The organism is Roseateles sp. GW821-FHT09H10 (assembly GCF_059415865.1).
The window spans coordinates 13,288-31,959 of the sequence record NZ_JBWKOB010000008.1 but is presented as its reverse complement, the minus strand read 5'-3'; the positions used below and the strand labels follow the sequence as shown (position 1 = coordinate 31,959).

Here is an 18,672-nt window from a genome sequence, read left to right as displayed (position 1 = left end):
GAGAGACATCATCATGAAATTCCGACTTCAAACCCTCGCCGCGCTGCTGCTCGGCCTCGGCATGGGTGCTGCCCAGGCCGCGGCGACCAGCGAGGTGGCCTATGCCTCGCTGAGCGGCGCGGCCGTCACGTTTGCCGAGCTGGCCGACGGTGCCGTCATCGACGGCTTGCTGAGCAGCGGCGGCGTGCAGTTCGGCGAGCGCTTCGCCGGCCAGGAGCTGGCCGTGGCCAAGGCGCCGCGGCCCGGTGTGGTGGCCCAGGACTGGTTCGACGACCTCAGCCTGGGCGCCCCCAGCGCGGGCCTGAACCTGCTGGCCGGCGCGACTGGCGCCAACCTGGGCGCCTATCAGTATGGCGACGCCGACGGCATGGCGCTGTTCGGCATCGGCCCCCAGGCCGGTGCCGCGGATGGCTTCGGTGCCATCTCGGCCCGCTTCGCGTCGCCGGTGTCGGCGCTCGGCTTCCAGCTGCGCGACGCCGACGGCGGCGCCATCACGCTCAGCCTCTACCGCACGGACGGCAGCCTGATCCAGGCCGTTGACCTGAGCGGACGCAGCGATGGCCGCTACGCCTTCGCGCGCAGCGGCGGGGCGGCCGACATCGCCGGTTTCACGCTGACCAACCGCGACAGCTATTACGGCGTGTCCCTGGACAACCTCGTCATCGCCGCCGCCCCCGTTCCCGAGCCCGCCTCGGCCCTGCTGCTGCCCGCCGGCCTTGCGCTGCTGTGGGCCGCCCGCCGCCGTTCCAACCCCACCCTGTGAGGAGACCCACCATGAACAAGTTCCTGACCTTGAATGCCCTCGCCCTCGCCGTCGCCTCCCTCGGCGCCCAGGCCGCCGGTACCGCGCTGACCAAGACCGATTTCGCCTTCACCGGCGTGAACGGCAACACCACCGTCGGTGGCTGGTCCTTCGTCAGCTTCGTCGACATCGCCGCCGGCACCACCGTCTATTTCACCGATACCAATGTGCTGCAGACGCCCACGGCCTCGGGCGTGTTCTCGACGACGGCCGAGACCTTCTGGTCCTGGACCGCCGCCAGCACCGTGAAGGCCGGCACCTCGGTGGCCCTGCTGGGCACCGGCACCAACGGCCAGTACGCCGCCAAGTCCGGTGCCGCCGGCGGCACGGCCAATGGCACGGTCGTCAACCTGAACGGCGGCGCCTCCAACATCAGCAGCGGCGGCGACATCCTCTATGCCTTCCAGGCGGCTTCCTACGCCACCAATTACCAGCCCGCGGCCATCACCTTCCTGGGCGCCATCTCCAATCGCGGCAGCTACTCAACATCGGACAACCCGACCGCCGCGACCGGCCTCTCGGGCATCCAGCTGCGTGAATACAAGATCGACGCCAGCACGGCAACGCGCTACACGCAGTTCACGGCCCAGGTCAGCACGAACGACGCGCCCTTCGCCTCGCTGGCCCAGCTGAAGACCGCGCTGGGTTCCGGCGCCAACTGGACGACCATCGCCGGCTCCAACTCGACCCCCATCGTGGCCGATGTGCTGGCCGTGACGGCGGTGCCCGAGCCCGGCAGCTATGCGCTGATGCTGGCCGGCCTGGCCTGCATGGGCGGCGTGGCCCGGCGGCGGCTTCAGCGGTAGCGCGCCAGCACGCCCTGGATGCTGCCGTCGCGAACGAGCCGGTCCAGCACCGAGGCGACCTCGGCGAAGGGCAGGCCGGAGCGCGGCGACAGCGCGCAGCGCGCATCGAACTGGTTGATGACCCAGGCGATGCGCACCGGCGCGTCGGGCTGCTCGCGCAGGAAGTACTGCAGCGAAGTCTTCTCCACCAGTGCATAGCGCACCTTGCCGGCGGCCAGCCGCTTCAGGTTGGCCGCCATGCTGGTCACGTCGGCGCGCCGGAACCACTTGCCCAGGGCCTGCTCGGCATGAGGATAGCTGTAGCCCTGCACCGTGCCCAGGGGCAGGGTGGCGAGCTGCTCCAGGCTCTTCAGCGCCGGCGCATCGACGTGGGCGGCAACCAGGCTGGCATCGGGGATGAGGCCGCGCGTCCAGCGGAAGTCGCCCTGCAGCCATTCCGGCAGCACGAAGCAGATGGCGTCGGCATCGCCGGCCAGCAGGGCGGCGCTGACGCGCTTGCCCGGCATCGGCAGGAAGACGGCTTGCCGGTCCAGGCCGGCGGCGATCAGCTCGCCCAGGTCCTTGACGATGCCGCCGACCAGAGCCTGGTTGGCGTCGAACTCGGCGATGGGCAGGGCGTTGTTGGTGGCGGCGATGAAGCGCAGCACGGGCCGTGGCGATTGCGCTGCCGCCGTGCCCGCGAGCACGGTGGCCAGCAGCAGCGCCGCCAGCCTCACGGCCGGATCAACTCCAACAGGCGGTCCAGGCCGCCCTCGTTGATGGCGATGCGGGCCTGCTCGCGCACCTTGGGCTTGGCGTGATAGGCCACCGACAGGCCGGCCGCGCCCATCATGGGCAGGTCGTTGGCGCCATCGCCCACGGCCACGGCCTGGTCGGGGCGGCAGCCGACCTTGGCGCAGCATTCCAGCAGCATCAGCCGCTTCTGCTCGCCGTCGCAGATGTCGCCCCAGTCCTGCATGGCGACGCGGCCGGTGAGGGCGCCGCCTTCGATCTCCAGCTCGTTGCTGCGCACGAAGTCCATGCCCAGTTCGGCGGCCACATGACTCGTGAAGAAGGTGAAGCCACCCGAGACGAGGACGAGCTTGAGCCCGGCTGCCTTCAGCGCTGCGCAGAGCTCGCGGGCGCCGGGGTTGAAGCGCAGGCGTTCAGCCAGCACGCGGTCCAGCACGCTGGCCGGCACGCCGGCGAGGAGGGCGAGGCGGCGGCGCAGGCTGTCCTTGAAGTCGGTGATCTCGCCGCGCATGGCGGCCTCGGTGATCGCGGCGACCTGCTCGCCCTTGCCGGCCAGGGCGGCGATCTCGTCGATGCACTCGATGCTGATCAGCGTCGAGTCCATGTCGAAGGCGGCGAGCTTGAAATGGGCAAGCGGCGGCAGCGCGGGGCCGTCGCGCAGGACGAGGCCGTCAGAAGCAGGGGAGGTCACAGGGGCGGGATAGGGCGGGCCATCAATGCCCGCATTATCCCGGTGCGCTCAGGCGCGGCGACGCGCAGCCAGCAGGGCCAGGCCGGCCAGCAGCAGGGCAGCGCTGGCCGGCTCGGGCACGGGGGCGGTCTGCAGGTCGATCTGGAAGAAGGCGCCGGTGCTCACGTTGACGTTGCTCATGTTGATCTGCAAACCGTGCGCCGAGAAGCTCACCCGCGAGGCGTCGAAGCCCGCGATATTGGTCTGCACGCCAAAGCCTGTGATGACCGCGCCGCTGTACAGCGCCCCGAAATCGAAGCTGTTGACCGGCACATTGCTGAAGCCGGCGCCGCCGCCCGTGTAGTCGTAGCGGATGCTGTTGTCGCCGATGTCGAGGGCCTGGCCGGGGGCGCTGAGGATGGTGCAGATCTGCGCGCTGCCTGGGCAGCTCAGCTCCACACCGGCGCCGACGAGCACGGAGTCCAGCGTGTTGACCGGCGTGCCGCCGTCGTAGTGGTAGCGCACGTCCACCGTCGAGCCCAGCAGGCCGGCGGCGCTGGCCAGGGTGGGCAACAGGGCGGCGGCAATGCAAGCCAGCTTCTTCATTGTTGGAGTGCTCCGTTCGGCAAGGTGGCGCAGTCTAGGCAGTTGGCGGCCCGCAGGCAGTCCCTAGCTTGCGGAGACGGTGCGGAGACGCTGACCGCGCAGAGTGCCTCCAAACCCCAGCCCAGGAGCCCGCCCATGTCCCGCCTCGCCGCCCTCAGCCTGACCCTGGCCCTGTCCGGCCATGCCGCTGCCAACCCAGGCCTGAGCCTGCAGGTCGGCGACTTCAATGGCGCCGACTGGTCGCTGATCTCCATCACCGATGACGGACCGGCGGAGGCCAACATGGTCATCGACGCCAATCTCGGCAACCCGGGCTCGCACTGGGTCATCAGCTATGCGACGCCGCGCAGCACCGGCACCTTCACCGCCACGAACCGGCTCGGCGCCTTGTACACGGCGCTGGCCTATGACCCGGCGCAGGCAGGCGCCCTGCAGCAGCTGGACTTCAGCGCCGACATCAAGGGCTTGTCCAGCAGCTTCGCCTTCGACACCCTGGGCAGCATCCGCCCGGCATTGATGCAGGGCGGCATCGTCTACACCGTCATCGGCAGCGATTTCATCGGCAGCAAGGCCCAGCTGGGCATCTACCAGTCGCGGCAATGGTCCTTTGCCGCCGTGGCGGCCGACTGGGTGACGGCCGTGGCCGGCTCCACCCAGCATCCCGACTTCAGCGCCGCCGGGGCGCCTATCTTCACGGGCTTCCGCTACACCCTGGGCACCAGCTGCAATGGCGTCAACGGCTGCGTGGCCGGCAGCGCCTTCCTGAGCCTGGACAACTTCTCCGCCACGCTGACGCCGGCGGCTCCCGTCCCCGAGCCGTCGGCCGGCATGCTGATGATCGCCGGCCTGGGCCTGACCCTGCTGCGCCGCCGCCGCGGCTGACGCACACTGCGCGGCATGCTGAAGCTGCTGGGAGTGCCGGCCTGGCGGGGCCAGGCCGGGGAGAGTCTCGCGTTGCCCGCCACGCTGCCGGGCTGCCTGCTCATCCATCTGGCCTGTGTCGGCCATTGGGTGGAGCGCGGCCAGCTCGCCGCGCTGTTCTGGCCCGACGCCGAGCGCGAGCAGGCCCGCCACCATCTGCGCATCAACCTGCACCGGCTGCGCCAGCTGCTGGACGGCCTGGGCCAGGGCGACGCTCTGGTGGCCGAGCGCCAGCGCGTCTGCCTGCAACTGCCCCACGACCTGGCGCTGCTGGAGATGGCCTGTGCCGAGGCCGATGGCGCCGAGCTGCGGGCCCGCCCGGCCTCGGACTGGTTGCAGGGCTTTCGCTTCGCCGGTTTCGACGAGTTCTGGCGCTGGGCCGACGAGCACGGTGCGCTGCTGCAGCGCCGCTGGGACGATGCCGCGCGCCGTGCCCTGCAGCGTGGTGGCGCCGCGCCGTGGCAGGCGCCGTTGCGCGCGCTGCTGGAGCAGGGCGGTGCCGCGCTGGCCGTTGCAGTGGATGACGCGCTGTGCGGCCGTACCGAACTGCTGGGCCTGATCCGTCGCGAGACCGCGCCGGCCCTGGTGCTGCTGGGCGAGGCCGGCGTGGGCAAGAGCAGCGTGCTCAAGGCCGCCTTTCCCGGCGCACCGGTGCTGCAGGGCCGCGAGGGCCTGGCGCAGATGCCCTACAGGCCCGTCGTCGAGCTGCTGCTGCCGCGCCTGGACACGCTGCGTGCGCTTTTGCGCCAGCCCGAGCGGGGGCTGGCCGCCTATCGCCTCGACTTGGCGCGGCTGCTGCCCGAACTGGCGGTGGACGAAGCCCTGCCGCCGCTGGACGCCTTGAGTGCCCGCGCCCGGCTGCTGGAAGGCCTGGCCCGCGTGCTGGAGGCGTTGGGCCCGGTGCTGCTGGTGGACGACCTGCAATGGGTGGACGCCGCCAGTCTGGAGCTGCTGGCCCTGCTCAGCCACCGCGGCAAGCTGCGCTGGCGTGGCGCGGCCCGGGGAGAGGAACTGCCGTCCGAGCACCGCCAATGGCTGGCCCGCCAGCAGGAATTGCGCAGCCTCGCGCTGCCGGGGCTGGCGCTGGACGCCGTGCAGCAGCTGCTGGCCCGTGCCGGCCAGAGTGCCGCCGATGCGCCGGCGCTGGTGGCGGCCAGCCATGGCAATGCCTTCGTGCTGGGCGAGCTGCTGCGCGCGCGGGCCGACGGCGTGGCCGTGTCGCCGCGCGTGCGCGAGCTGCTGCTCAGGCGCTGGCAGATGCTGGGCCCGGCGGCGCGCGGCCTCGTCGGCGCGGCGGCCGTGCTGGCCCGGCCCCTGCCGCTGGCCGTGTTGGGCAACGTGGCCGCCGTGGGAGATGGCGACCTGCTGCCCGCTGCCCGCCAGGCGCTGGAGGCCGCGCTGCTGCGCGAGGAGGCGGATGGCGCCTTGCAATGCCGGCACGACCTGGTGCGCGAGGCGGTGCTGGGCGTGCTGCCAGCCTTCGAGGCCCAGTCGCTTCGCCAGCGCGCCGCCTTGGCGCTGGGCGCGCGCATGGAGGGCGCAGCCGAGCCGCTGGCCGTGGCGGCGCTGTGGGAGGCCGCCGGCGAGGCGCAGACGGCCCTGGCCTGGCTGCACCGGGGCGCGGCCCAGCAGAAGCTGCGCGGCCGCTACGACGAGGCCCAGGCGCTTTGGGAGCGCGTGGCGGCCGAGTCCTGCGAGCCGGCCCTGGCGCTGCAGGCGCGTCTCAGCCTCGCCGAGTGCGCGCTGCTGCACGACCTGCCGGCGGGCCGCGCGGCGCTGCAGCAGGTGCTGGAGCTGGCCGGCGCCGTGGCGGATCCGGTCCAGCGCGAGCAGATCGAAGGCCAGGCTCTGGCCGGCCTGGTCGACAACGCCGTGTTCTCGGGCGACCTGGCCCAGGCCGCCGTGCTGGCTGAGCGTCTGCGGCACTTGTTGCCGCGTATGCCGCTGGCCGAGCGCTGCAATGCCTGCGAGGTGCTGATCGAGCTGGCCATGCGCGAGCCCGACATCCCGGCCGCCTGGGCCTTGCTCGGGCAGTTGCGCCAGCTCTCGCCCGCGCGGCCCTCGCTGCTGAGCTACGAGGGCCAGATCCACTGGTTTGGCGGCCAGGTGAGGGCGGCGCGCGATGCCTTCGAGCTGCTGCTCGAACGCCACCCCGACTACTGCCGGGGCCTGACCATCGAAAGCGACCTGGGCGTGATGCTTCAGGCCCTGGGCGAGCTGGACCGTGCGGAGCTGATGGCGCGGCGCAGCCTGCAGAGCTGGGCGGGCGTGGCGCATACCGAGACCTTGTCCCTGCTGATGCTGGGCCTGACGCTGACCAGCGCCGGCCGCTATGGCGAGGCGCGCGGCGTGCTGGACCGGGCGCTGGAGCTCGGGCGTGCGCAAGGCTCGTCCCTGTTCGAGGCCGAGGCGCTGACGCGGCGTGCGCGGCTGTATTGGCAGAGTGGCTGTGTCGATCTGGCCGAGGCCGACCTGGCCGCTGCCGAGCCGCTGCTGGCGCAAAGCCGCGATCCGCTGCGGGTGTCGCATATCGCCTGGCTGCGCGGCCTGCTGCGCCAGGCCCAGGGCTTGCCGCCCGACCCGGCCCTGGCCGAGCGCCTGCGCGCGCTGACCCAGCGCAGCCAGCATCCGCTGCTGCACATCCGGCTGGCGCGGCTGGAGCTGCTCGAAGGCGATGCCAGCGCAGCCGCCCGACAGGTGGCCGTGGCACGCGAGGCCGGCCTGATGGAACCGCTGGTAGAAGGCTTGCTGCTCCAGTCCCAGGGGCTGGCAGCGCGCGAGGCTCAGCCGCTGCTGCTGGAGGCGGTGGAACTGGCCCAGCGCCAGGGCTTTGCCGAGCTGCTGGGCCGTGCCGACGCGGCGCTGCGCGCCCTGGTGCTGCCTAGCCTTCCTTGATCGGCTGGCCCAGCAGCCTCAGCACCTCGCGCACGGCCTGGGCGCGGTCCTGCGGGCTGGAGAGCTGCTTCTCGACGCGCAGCTTCTCGTTGCCCACCAGCTTGATGTTGCGGTTCTTCTGCACCAGCTCGATGACGCGCATCGGGTCGATGGGTGGGTTGGGGCGGAAGTTGATGTTGATGATGGCCGGCGAGGCGTCCACCTTGATGACGCCGAAAGGCTTGGCCAGCACGCGCAGGCGGTGCAGGTCGAAGAGGTTCTGGCCTTGAGAAGGCAGCTTGCCGAATCTGTCGGTGACCTCTTCCAGCATCGCGTCGATCTGTTCGTTCTTCTCGGCCGTGGCCAGACGCTTGTAGAGCGACAGCCGCACCTGCACATCGCCGCAATAGGCGTCCGGCAACAGGGCCGGGGCATGCAGGTTGATCTCGGTGGTGGCCGCGAACGGTGACAGCAGGTCGGGCTCGCGGCCGGCCTTCAGCGACCGCACGGCCTCGCTCAGCATGTCGTTGTAGAGCTGGAAACCCACCTCCATCATGTTGCCGCTCTGGTTGTCGCCCAGCACCTCGCCGGCGCCGCGGATCTCCAGGTCGTGCATGGCGAGGTAGAAGCCCGAGCCCAGCTCTTCCATGGCCTGGATGGCATCCAGGCGCTGGGTGGCCTGCTTGGTCAGGCCTTGCATGTCGGGCACCATCAGATAGGCGTAGGCTTGGTGATGGCTGCGGCCGACGCGGCCGCGCAGCTGGTGCAGCTGGGCCAGGCCGAACTTGTCGGCACGGGCAATGATGATGGTGTTGGCGCTCGGCACGTCGATGCCGGTCTCGATGATGGTCGAGCACAGCAGCAGGTTGTGCTTGCCGGCGACGAACTCGCGCATGACGCGCTCCAGCTCGCGCTCGGGCATCTGGCCGTGGGCGATGACGATGCGCGCCTCGGGCACCAGCTCTTCCAGCTTCTGGCGCCGGTTCTCGATGGTCTCGACCTCGTTGTGCAGGAAGTAGACCTGGCCGCCGCGCTTGAGTTCCCGCAGCACGGCCTCGCGGATGGTGCCGCTGCTTTCGGCGCGCACAAAGGTCTTGATGGCCAGGCGGCGCTGCGGCGCGGTGGCAATCACGCTGAGGTCGCGCAGGCCTTCCAGCGCCATGCCGAGCGTCCGCGGGATGGGAGTCGCCGTCAGCGTCAGCACGTCGACCTCGGCGCGCATGGCCTTCATGGCCTCCTTGTGGCGCACGCCGAAGCGGTGTTCCTCGTCGATGACGAGCAGGCCCAAACGGTTGAACTTGACCTCGGCGGACAGCAGCTTGTGCGTGCCGACGACGATGTCCAGGGTGCCGTCGGCGATGCCCTCCATGGCCGCCTTGATCTCCTTGGCGGAGCGGAAACGGCTCATCTCCGCGACCTTGATGGGCCAGGCGCCGAAGCGGTCGGAGATGTTCTGGTAGTGCTGCTCGGCCAGCAGCGTCGTCGGCGCCAGGATGGCGACCTGCTTGCCGCCCATCACCGCGACGAAGGCCGCGCGCAGGGCGACTTCCGTCTTGCCGAAACCCACGTCGCCGCAGACCAGGCGGTCCATGGGCTTGGGGCTGATCATGTCCTGGATGACGGCGTGGATGGCGGCGCGCTGGTCTGGGGTTTCTTCAAACCCGAACGAGGCGGCAAAAGCCTCGTAGTCGTGCCCCGAATACCTGAAAGCGTGTCCTTCTCGTGCAGCTCTGCGGGCGTAGAGGTTGAGCAGCTCGGCGGCGGTGTCTCGCACCTGCTCGGCGGCCTTGCGCTTGGCCTTTTCCCACTGGCCCGAGCCCAGCTTGTGCAGCGGCGCTTCTTCCGGCGACACGCCGGTGTAGCGGCCGATCAGATGCAGCTGGGCCACCGGCACATAAAGCGTCGCCTTGTCGGCGTATTCCAGATGCAGGAACTCGCTCTTCTGGCCGTCGCCCAGGTCGATGTTGACCAGGCCCTGGTAGCGCCCGATGCCGTGGTTGATGTGCACGACCGGGTCGCCCACCTTCAGCTCGGACAGGTCCTTGATCAGCGCATTGACGTCGCTGACCTGCTCCTGCTTGCGGCGGCGGCGCGTGGTGGGTGTCGTCGCGAACAGCTCGGTCTCGGTGATGAGCTGAACCGGCCTCTCGGCATCGACCCAGAAGAAGCCCTCGGCCAGCGGCGCGGCCGTGATGGCGTATTTCTCGTCGCCTTCCCAGAACTCGGCGAGGCTGGCGGCCGAGGGCGGGTCGATCTTGTGGTCGCGCAGCTGCTCCAGCAGGCTCTCGCGCCGGCCTTCGCTCTCGGCGAGCAGCAGCACGCGGTGCGGCGTGGCCTTGATGTGGGCTTCCAGGCGGGCCAGCGGCTCCTGGGCGCCACGTTCCACGCTGACGTCGGGCAGGGGGCGCGCAAAGTCCACCGGCTCGCTGCCCCGCACCGACAGCACGGCATGCGGCTTGGTCAGGCCGAAGAAGTCCTCGGCCGTCAGGAAGATCTCCTGGGGCGGCAGCAGCGGCCGCTCGGGGTCGTGCTGCAGGAAGCGGTGTCTTTCCTTGGTGTCGGTCCAGAAGCGTTGGATGGCTTCATCGACCTCGCCATGCAGGGCCAGGCCGGCTTCGGCGCCAAGGTAGTCGAAGACGCTGGCTGTCTGCTCGAAGAAGATGGGCAGGTAGTACTCGATGCCGCCCGAGGCGATGCCGTCGCCGATGTCGCGGTAGATGCGCGACTTGGTCGGGTCGCCGTCCATCTTCTCGCGCCAGCGGTTGCGGAAGGCCTTGCGCGCCGCATCGTCCATCGGGAACTCGCGGCCCGGCAGCAGGCGCACCTCCGGAACGGGGTAGAGGCTGCGCTGGCTGTCGGGGTCGAAGGTGCGGATGGAGTCGACCTCGTCGCCGAACAGGTCGACGCGGTAGGGCACGGCCGAGCCCATGGGGAAGAGGTCGATGAGGCCGCCGCGCACGGCGTACTCGCCAGGCTGCACGACCTGGCTCACGTTGGTGTAGCCGGCCAGCGTCAGCTGGGAGCGCAGCGAGGCTTCGTCCAGCCTAGCTTTCAGCTTGAAGTTGAAGGTGGTGCCGGCCAGGAAGCTGGGCGGTGCCAGGCGGGTGAGGGCGGTCGACGCCGGCATCAGCACCACATCGATGCTTTTCGTTTTTTTGCTTTGCAGCAGCTCCCACAGCGTCGCCAGGCGCTCGGAGATCAGGTCCTGGTGGGGGCTGAAGCTGTCATAGGGCAGGGTTTCCCAGTCGGGGAAGACGGCGACCTTGAGCTCGGGAGCGAAGAACTTCAGCTCGTCTTCCAGGCGCTGGGTGTCGCCCGGCTCGGCCGTGAAGATGGCGGCCATGCGGCCGGCGTCGCGCTGCTGCTGCACGAAACGGGCGAGCAGCAGGGCGTCGGCCGAACCGACGGGGCGGGGGTGGGTGAACTTCTTGCCGGGTTGAACCACCGGCAGCGACGGAAGACTCATGCGTACCTACAAACGACAACAGCCCCGAAGCGGGGCGTGCCGGGATTCTAGGGAAGCCATGTCCTTTGGCTTGTCAGCAGCCACCTCGCTAGCATCGCGGCCTTCACATCGGAGATTCCATGCGCCGTCGCCATGCCTTGAGCCTGCTCGCCACCAGCCTGTCGCTGAGCCTGCCCGCCTTTGCCGCCACCGAGAGCGAACGCTTCCACCAATGGCTGGACGCCCAGTGGGAACTGACGCTGCAGCGCCAGCCCATCCTGGCGACGTCGCTCGGCGACACGCGCTACAACGACCGCCTCATCGACACGACGACGGCGGCTTACCGCGCCCAGGCCAAGCGCGAGGTGCAGGATCAGCTCAAGGGCCTGGCCGGCTTCAACAAGGCCAGGCTCGACCCCAAGGACCGCATCTCCTACAGCATCCTCAAGCTGGACCTGGAGCAGAACCTGGCCGGCGAGCGCTTCCCCGACTGGATGCAGCCCATCAGCCAGATCGGCGGGGCGCCCAGCTTCCTGGCCCAGATGGGCACGGGCCAGTCCATCCAGCCCTTCAAGACGACCAAGGACTACGACGACTGGCTCAAGCGCCTGGCCCTGGCCGTGCCGATCTTCGACGGCAGCATCGCCAATATGCGCGACGGCGTGAAGGCCGGCGTGACCCAGCCCCGGGCCGTCATGGAGAAGGTGCTGCCCCAGCTGACGGCCCTGGCCGTGACCGACCCCGAGCAGAGCCTGTTCTGGGGCCCGATCAAGAACTTCCCCGATGCCGTGCCCGCGGCCGACCGCGAGCGCATCTCGGCCGAGATGCGCAAGCTGCTGTCCACCCAGGTGCTGCCCGCCTATGGCCGCCTGCTGGCTTTTGTGCGCGACGAGTACACGCCCAAGGCGCGCAAGAGCACGGCCTGGTCAGCCCTGCCGGACGGCAAGGCCTGGTATGCCCACCGCGTGCAGCAGTCCACCACGCTGAAGCTGACGGCCGAGCAGATCCATGCCATCGGCCTGAAGGAGGTGGCGCGCATCCTGGGTGAGATGGAGGGCGTGCGAAAGCAGGTCGGCTTCCCCGGCGACCTGAAGGCCTTCTTCAAGCATCTGCAGGACGACCCCAAGTACTACTACAGCAAGCCCGAGGACCTGCTGGCCGGCTACCGCGACCTGCAGAAGAAGATCAACGGCCTGACACCCAAGCTCTTCGACATCCAGCCCAAGGCGGATTACGAGGTCAAGGAGGTCGAGGCCTTCCGTGCCGAGAGCGCGGCCGGTGCGTCCTACCAGAGCCCCTCCAGCGACGGTTCACGCCCCGGCGTGTTCTACGTCAACACCTTCAACCTGAAGGCCCAGCCCATCTTCGGCATGGAGACCCTGTCGCTGCACGAGGCGTCGCCGGGCCATCACTTCCAGGTCACCATCGCCCAGGAAGACCAGGCCCTGCCCAAGTTCCGCCGCTTCGGCAGCCACTACACCGCCTACGTCGAAGGCTGGGCGCTGTATGCGGAGAGCCTGGGCAAGGAGCTGGGCCTCTTCACCGATCCCTACCAGTGGTATGGCCGCCTCTCCGACGAGCAGCTGCGCGCCATGCGCCTGGTGGTGGACACCGGCCTGCACCACAAGGGCTGGACGCGCGAGCAGGCCATCAAGTTCATGCTCGACAACTCGTCCATGGCCGAGAGCGATGTCGTCTCCGAAGTCGAGCGCTACATCGTCTGGCCCGGCCAGGCCCTGGGCTACAAGATCGGCCAGCTGGAGATCGCGAAGCTGCGCGCCGAGGCCGAGAAGGCCCTCGGCGCGAAGTGGGACATCAAGGGCTTCCACCGCGTCGTGCTGACCGCGGGCCAGGTGCCGCTGCCGGTGCTCAGGGAGCTGGTGATGGAGTGGGTGAAGGCCCGCCAGTCGTCCTGAGTTCGCTGCGCCGGTGCGCCCAGCGATAGAGCAGGGGCAGCACCAGCAGCGTCAGCGCGGTCGACGACAGGATGCCGCCGATGACGACGGTGGCCAGCGGCCGCTGCACCTCGGCGCCGGTGCCGGTGGCGATGGCCATGGGCACGAAGCCCAGCGACGCAACCAGGGCCGTCATCAGCACCGGGCGCAGCCGCGAGACGGCGCCTTCGCGCACGGCCTCGGCCAGTGGCCGGCCTTCGTCCTGCAGCGCGCGGATGAAGCTCAGCATGACCAGGCCATTCAGCACGGCCACGCCCGACAGCGCGATGAAGCCCACGCCTGCCGAGATCGACAGCGGGATGCCGCGCAGCCACAGCGCCACGATGCCGCCGGTCAGCGCAAAGGGCACGCCGGTGAAGACCAGCAGCCCGTCGCGCACATTGCCGAACATCGCGAACAGCAGCACGGCCACCAGGCCCAGGGCCACCGGCACGACGACCTGCAGGCGCTGCGTGGCGGACTGCAGTTGCTCGAAGCTGCCGCCCCATTGCGTCCAGTAGCCGGCCGGCACCTTGACGCGCTGGGCCAGCAGGACCTGGGCCTCCTTGACGAAGCTGCCGACGTCGCGCCCGCGCACATTGGCCGTCACGACGACGCGGCGCTTGCCGTTCTCGCGGCTGACCTGGTTGGCGCCGGGCTGCAGGTCAAAGCTCGCCACCTCGCCGAGCTGCACATGCCCTCCTTTCCCGTCCGAACCGGGCAGCTTGATCGGCAGCCGCTTCAGCGCCTCGAGATCGCTGCGCACGCTCTCGGGCAAGCGCACCAGCAGGTCGAAACGGCGGTCGCCCTGGAAGACCGCACCCGCCTCGCGGCCGGCGATGGCCGTCGCCACCGTGTCCTGAACCTCGGCCAGGCTCAGCCCCAGGCGGGCGATGCGAGTGCGGTCGATGTCCAGCGTCAGCACCGGCAGGCCGGTCGTTTGCTCAACCTTGACGTCGGCGGCGCCGTTGACGCCCTCCAGCAGCTTGGCGATCTGCGTGGCGGTGGCCTCCATGGTCGCCATGTCGTCGCCGAAGACCTTGACCGCCACATCGCTGCGCACGCCCGAGATCAGCTCGTTGAAGCGCATCTGGATGGGCTGGGTGAACTCGTAGTTGTTGCCGGGCAGGCGGGCTGACAGCGCCTGCAGCTTCTCGACCAGCCCGGCCGAGGGCAGCCTGGGGTCGGGCCATTCGCCGCGGGGTTTCAGCATGACGTAGGTGTCGGCGACGTTCGGCGGCATGGGGTCGCTGGCAATCTCGGCCGTGCCCAGCTTGGAGAAAACGCGGGCCACCTCGGGTGCCTCCAGCAGCGTGCGCTCCAGCTCCTGCTGCATGTCGACGGCTTGCGTCAGCGAGGTGCCCGGGATGCGCATGGCATGCATGGTGATGTCGCCCTCGTCCAGGCTGGGGATGAACTCGCTGCCCATGCGCGTGGCGATCAGGGCGCTCAAGGCCACGGCCACGGCCGCGACGGTCAGCACCAGGACGGCGTTGGCCAGGGTCCAGTCCAGCAGCGGCGTGTAGCCGCGCCGCGCCCAGGCCATCAGGCGGTTGTCCTGCTCCTCGACCTTGCCGGTGACGATCATCGCCACCGCGGCCGGCACGAAAGTAACGGACAGCAGCATGGCGCCGAGCAGCGCGATGACCACCGTGTAGGCCATGGGATGGAACATCTTCCCTTCCACGCCGCTGAGGGCAAAGATGGGCAGATAGACCACCATGATGATGAGCTGGCCGTAGAGCAGCGGCCGGCGCGCCTCGCGGGCCGCGGCGAAGACTTCGGCGAAGCGCTCCTCGCGCGTCAACAGCCGGCCGGCCGCCGCTTGGCGCTGGCCCAGACGGCGCAGGCAGTTCTCGACGATGACGACCGCGCCGTCGACGATGAGGCCGAAGTCAAGCGCCCCCAGGCTCATCAGGTTGGCGCTGACCTTGCCGGCCACCATGCCGCTGAAGGTGAACAGCATGGACAGCGGGATGACGGCCGCCGTGATGAGGGCCGCGCGCAAGTTGCCCAGGAAGGCGAACAGCACAGCGATGACCAGCAGGGCGCCTTCCAGCAGATTGCTGCGCACGGTCCTGATGGCCTTGTCGATCAGCGTCGTGCGGTCATACACCGTCTGCGCGAAGACGCCGGCCGGCAGGCTGCGGTTGATCTCCTCCAGGCGCTTGTCCACGGCCAGCGACACCTGGCGGCTGTTCTCGCCCATCAGCATGAAGACCGTGCCCAGCACGACCTCCGTGCCGTTGTCGGTGGCGGCGCCGGTGCGCAGCTCCTGGCCGAAACCGACGTCGGCCACGTCGCGCATGCGCACCGGCGCGCCCTGCGCCGTCGTGATGACGATGTTGGCGATGTCGTCCAGGCTCTTGACCTGGCCCGGCGCGCGGATCAGCACCTGCTCGCCGCGCCTCTCGATATAGCCGGCGCCGACATTGGCGTTGTTGCGCTCCAGCGCGTTCACCACGTCGGCCAGCGCCAACCCGCGCGCGGCCAGGCGATCGGGCCAGGGGGCCACCTGGTACTCGCGCGCAAAGCCGCCGATGGTGTTGATCTCGGTCACGCCGGGCACCGTGCGCAGCTGCGGCTTGACGATCCAGTCCTGGATCTCGCGCAGGTCGGTCGGCGTGAAGGGCGTGCCGTCGGGCTTCAGCGCACCGGGCTTGGCCTCCACGGTCCACATATAGATCTCGCCCAGACCGGTCGATATGGGGCCAAGCGTCGGCGACAGGCCGGCCGGCAGCGTGGCGCGGGCCTGCTGCAGGCGCTCGCCCACCAGCTGGCGGGCGAAGTAGATGTCGGTGCCCTCCTTGAACACGACGGTGACCTGGGACAGGCCGTAGCGTGACAGCGAACGCGTCTGTTCCAGCCGCGGCAGGCCGGCCATGGCCGTCTCGACGGCGTAGGTCACGCGCTGCTCGGCCTCCAACGGCGAATGGCCCGGGGCTTCCGTGTTGATCTGCACCTGCACATTGGTGATGTCGGGCACGGCGTCGATGGGCAGGCGCTGGTAGGCGAACACGCCCAGCACCGCCATGCCCAAGACGGCCAGCAGCACCAGCCAGCGTTGCGCTATGGCAAAGCGGATGAGTCTTTCGAACATGGCGGCGTCCTCAGTGATCGTGGCTGGCTTCGCTCTTGCCGAGCTCGGCCTTCACGAGGAAGCTGTTCCTGGCCGCATAGCGCTCGCCGGCCTTCAGGCCCTTGAGCACCTCGACATGGCGGCCATCGCCGCGGCCCAGCTCGACGGGGCGGGCCTCGAACTGCTGGCCGTAGCGGCCGAACACGACGGGACCGTCGCGCAGTGTCTGCACGGCGTCGGCCAGCACGGCCACGGCGACCTCGGCGTCGGCACTGTCCCTGCCCTTCAGCGTCACCGTCACCGGCAGGCCGGGTCGCCACAGGCCCTTGGGATTGGCCAGCACCAGTCGGGCGGTGGCGCTGCGGCTCTGCTCGCCGACCAGGGCGCCGACATAGCTCAAGCGCGCTTCGCCCTGGGCTTCGAAGGCCGTCGCCCTGACCTCGGCCGCCATGCCTTCGCTCAGCTGCGGCAGCTGCTGTGTCGGCACCACCAGCTCCACCCAGACGCTGGACAGGTCGGCCACCTGGAAGACGGCGGCGTCCTCCTTGACGGCCTCGCCGACGCTGAGCTTCTTGTCGACGACGACGCCGGCGATGGGCGAGCGGATCTCGTAGTGCGTGAGGCCTTGCGCATCACCGGGCGCTGCGCCCAGCGCAGCCAGCTTCTGGCGTGCGTTCTCGGCGGCGATCTCGGCCTCGTGGAAGGCCTGGCGGGCGGCGAGGTAGTCCTGCTCGGCGGAGATCTTGTCCTCCCACAGCTTCTTCTCGCGTTCATGCGTGGTGCGGGCCAGGGCCAGGCGGCGCTGCGCGGCCAGCGCTTCGGCGCGCTGGTCGGCAAGGGCAGGGCTGGACAGCACGGCCAGCACCTGGCCGCGCGCGACGCGGTCGCCGGCATTCACGCGCACGGCCTCCACGACACCGGCCAGTCGCGGCGTCAGCACGACGGCGCGGTCCTGGTTCAGCTTGACCTCGCCCAGCAGTTCCAGTGCGCTGACGATGCGCACCGGGCCGGCCGTCTCCAGCGTGATGCCGTTGTGGCGCAGCTGCTCGTCGCTCAAGGTGGCGCGGTCCTCCACCTGTTCGAAGCGGAACTCACGGCGCTTGCCGGCGCTGGTCGCGCTGATGGTGGCCGCGAAGGAATGCGGTTCCTCGACGGTGGCCGAGCCCTTCAGATAGTCTTTCTCGGCGCTGAAGCGAAAGACCTCGGCTTCGCGGCCCAGGCGCTGCAGCGTCACCGTGACCTCGGCCGCGGCCGGCGGCAGCGGCTTGCCGTCGCCATAGAGGTAGACGCGGAACTCGGGCGGCACGCCGCTCTCGAAGATGGTCAGCTCCAGGCCGAATCCGTCCTGGCTGAACAGCCGGCCGCCATGCGGGCCTTTGGGCTGGGGCGCGGCGGCTTCGGCGTGACCATGGCTGCCGCCCGCCCCATGTTCATGGCCTTCGTCGGCATGCTTGTGGCCGCCGCGCAGGATGGCCGCGGCCAGCAGCAGGCCCGCCACCAGCACGGCGGCGATGGCGAGGTTTCGTTTCTTGTTCATCATCAATCCTTGTTGTCTTGCGCGGCGCGGCCCAGCAGCCGGTCCAGTTCGGCTGCGGCGCGGTGGGCTTCGGCGCTGCTTTGCAGCTGCTGGCGGCGCAGCTGGAACAGGCTGCGCTGGGCATCCAGCACGTCCAGGAAGGCGAACTTGCCCAGCTCATAGCCCTTCAGCGCGGTCTCATGGGCCGTTTGCGCGACGGGCAGGGCCTCGTCGGCGAGCAGGCGGGCCTGCTCGCGGCTGGCGCGCAGGCGCTCGGCTGCGGCGGCCACGTCGGCCTGCAGCTTCAGCGTGGCGGCGGCCAGGGCCTCGCGGGCCTGGTCTTCGCGGCGCAGGGCTTCCAGCAGGCTGCCCTGGTTGCGGTCGGCCAGCGGCAGCGGCAGCGAGAAGCCGATGACGGCCTGGGTGCGGCCCAGCTCGGCGTCGCGCTTGGCGCCGACGGTGAAGGTCACGTCGGGCACGCGCTTGGCCCGCTCGACGTCCAGCAAGGCCTGGCGGCGCGCGATCTCCAGCTGCGCCAGGCGCAGGGCCGGCGCGTCGGCAGCCCAGGCGGCCAGTTGCGCGTCGGAGGGCGGCGAGGGCAGGGTGCCGCTACCGCCCTCGGCACCGGTGACGGCCTGCGGGCCCTGGCCCCACAGCGCGGCCAGCCGCGCGCGGGCCAGCTGCCATTCGCTGCGGGCCTGGGCCAGCTCGGCACGCGCTTGGGCCTCGGCGACGCGCGCCTTGGCCACTTCCAGCGGCGGCACCTTGCCGGCCTGCAGGCGCTTGTCGGCAGCACCGCTCGCGCCGCGAGCCAGTTCCACGGCGGACTCGGCCAGCTGCTGCTGAGCCTCGGCACCGAGCAGCTCGAAGAAGGCCGCAGCCACGGCCGCGCGCACTTCGGCCCGCCTGGCGCTCAATGCGACAGCGGCCTGCTCGCGAGCCTGCGCGGCGGCGGCCTGGCGGGCTGCACGCTTGCCGCCCAGCTCGATGGCCTGGGACAGCTGCACGGTGCTGGTCCGGGTCGCGCTGCGCGTGTCTTCCAGCAGCACGCCCAGCTCGGGGTTGGGCCGGGCGCCGGCCTGCAATTCGGCGCCCTGCAGGGCCTGCAGTTCCAGCCGCGCCTGGGCCAGGTCATGGTTGTGGGCCTGGGCGAGGGCTTGCGCCTCGGCCAGGGTGATGGCGTGGGAGACGCCGGGGGCCAGCGCGAACAGCAGCGCTGGTAGAAGGAATCGCATCGAACTCTCCGGTTGGGGAACAACGGCAGACGGTTCGGCGCGGCCGGCACCC

12 protein-coding genes are annotated in these 18,672 nt (G+C 70.1%); 5 read left to right on the top strand and 7 right to left on the bottom strand.

The annotated features are described in order from the left end of the window. Nucleotides 1-13 precede the first annotated feature (13 nt). The gene (locus tag AC07OY_RS27550; RefSeq protein ID WP_495045805.1) at nt 14-763 is read left to right on the top strand and encodes a PEP-CTERM sorting domain-containing protein; all 750 of its coding nucleotides are present in this window, start codon (nt 14-16) and stop codon (nt 761-763) included. A gap of 11 nt (nt 764-774) precedes the next feature. Next, a complete protein-coding gene (locus tag AC07OY_RS27545) occupies nt 775-1,608 on the top strand; it encodes a PEP-CTERM sorting domain-containing protein (protein WP_495045804.1) in 834 nt (277 codons plus the stop codon). Here the strand turns inward: AC07OY_RS27545 and AC07OY_RS27540 are convergent. From AC07OY_RS27540 to AC07OY_RS27530, 3 genes are read right to left on the bottom strand one after another with little or no spacing between them, the layout of a single operon-like run. After that, nucleotides 1,599-2,324 (bottom strand): substrate-binding periplasmic protein, encoded by a 726-nt coding sequence (locus AC07OY_RS27540; protein ID WP_495045803.1) that lies wholly within the window; start codon nt 2,322-2,324, stop codon nt 1,599-1,601. The two genes, AC07OY_RS27545 and AC07OY_RS27540, sit on opposite strands and share 10 nt — an antisense overlap. After that, nucleotides 2,321-3,031, bottom strand: coding sequence for a phosphoserine phosphatase SerB (gene serB, locus AC07OY_RS27535; RefSeq protein ID WP_495045802.1), 711 nt, complete (start codon nt 3,029-3,031; stop codon nt 2,321-2,323). The genes AC07OY_RS27540 and serB overlap by 4 nt, the downstream gene beginning before the upstream one ends. A gap of 48 nt (nt 3,032-3,079) precedes the next feature. Beyond that, the gene (locus tag AC07OY_RS27530) at nt 3,080-3,616 is read right to left on the bottom strand and encodes a PEP-CTERM sorting domain-containing protein (protein ID WP_495045801.1); all 537 of its coding nucleotides are present in this window, start codon (nt 3,614-3,616) and stop codon (nt 3,080-3,082) included. 135 nt (nt 3,617-3,751) lie between these two features. Between AC07OY_RS27530 and AC07OY_RS27525 the strand changes: the two genes are divergently transcribed. Both AC07OY_RS27525 and AC07OY_RS27520 read left to right on the top strand, forming a co-directional pair. Beyond that, a complete protein-coding gene (locus AC07OY_RS27525; protein ID WP_495045800.1) occupies nt 3,752-4,498 on the top strand; it encodes a PEP-CTERM sorting domain-containing protein in 747 nt (248 codons plus the stop codon). Between the two features lie 15 nt (nt 4,499-4,513). Continuing rightward, nucleotides 4,514-7,432 (top strand): AAA family ATPase, encoded by a 2,919-nt coding sequence (locus tag AC07OY_RS27520; protein ID WP_495045799.1) that lies wholly within the window; start codon nt 4,514-4,516, stop codon nt 7,430-7,432. Here AC07OY_RS27520 and mfd read toward each other — a convergent pair. After that, on the bottom strand, nt 7,419-10,877 hold the full coding sequence (gene mfd, locus AC07OY_RS27515) for a transcription-repair coupling factor (protein WP_495045798.1): 3,459 nt from the start codon (nt 10,875-10,877) through the stop codon (nt 7,419-7,421). The two genes, AC07OY_RS27520 and mfd, sit on opposite strands and share 14 nt — an antisense overlap. Nucleotides 10,878-10,996: 119 nt before the next feature. On the opposite strand from mfd, the gene AC07OY_RS27510 reads away from it, so the two are divergent. Then, nucleotides 10,997-12,772, top strand: coding sequence for a DUF885 domain-containing protein (locus AC07OY_RS27510; RefSeq protein WP_495045797.1), 1,776 nt, complete (start codon nt 10,997-10,999; stop codon nt 12,770-12,772). On the opposite strand, the gene AC07OY_RS27505 is transcribed toward AC07OY_RS27510, so the two are convergent. From AC07OY_RS27505 to AC07OY_RS27495, 3 genes are read right to left on the bottom strand one after another with little or no spacing between them, the layout of a single operon-like run. Continuing rightward, complete coding sequence (locus AC07OY_RS27505) at nt 12,726-15,890, bottom strand: efflux RND transporter permease subunit (RefSeq protein WP_495045796.1); 3,165 nt, start codon at nt 15,888-15,890, stop codon at nt 12,726-12,728. The genes AC07OY_RS27510 and AC07OY_RS27505 overlap by 47 nt on opposite strands. Nucleotides 15,891-15,900: 10 nt before the next feature. After that, complete coding sequence (locus AC07OY_RS27500; RefSeq protein WP_495045795.1) at nt 15,901-17,406, bottom strand: efflux RND transporter periplasmic adaptor subunit; 1,506 nt, start codon at nt 17,404-17,406, stop codon at nt 15,901-15,903. 2 nt (nt 17,407-17,408) lie between these two features. Beyond that, a complete protein-coding gene (locus tag AC07OY_RS27495) occupies nt 17,409-18,620 on the bottom strand; it encodes a TolC family protein (RefSeq protein ID WP_495045794.1) in 1,212 nt (403 codons plus the stop codon). Nucleotides 18,621-18,672 lie beyond the last annotated feature (52 nt).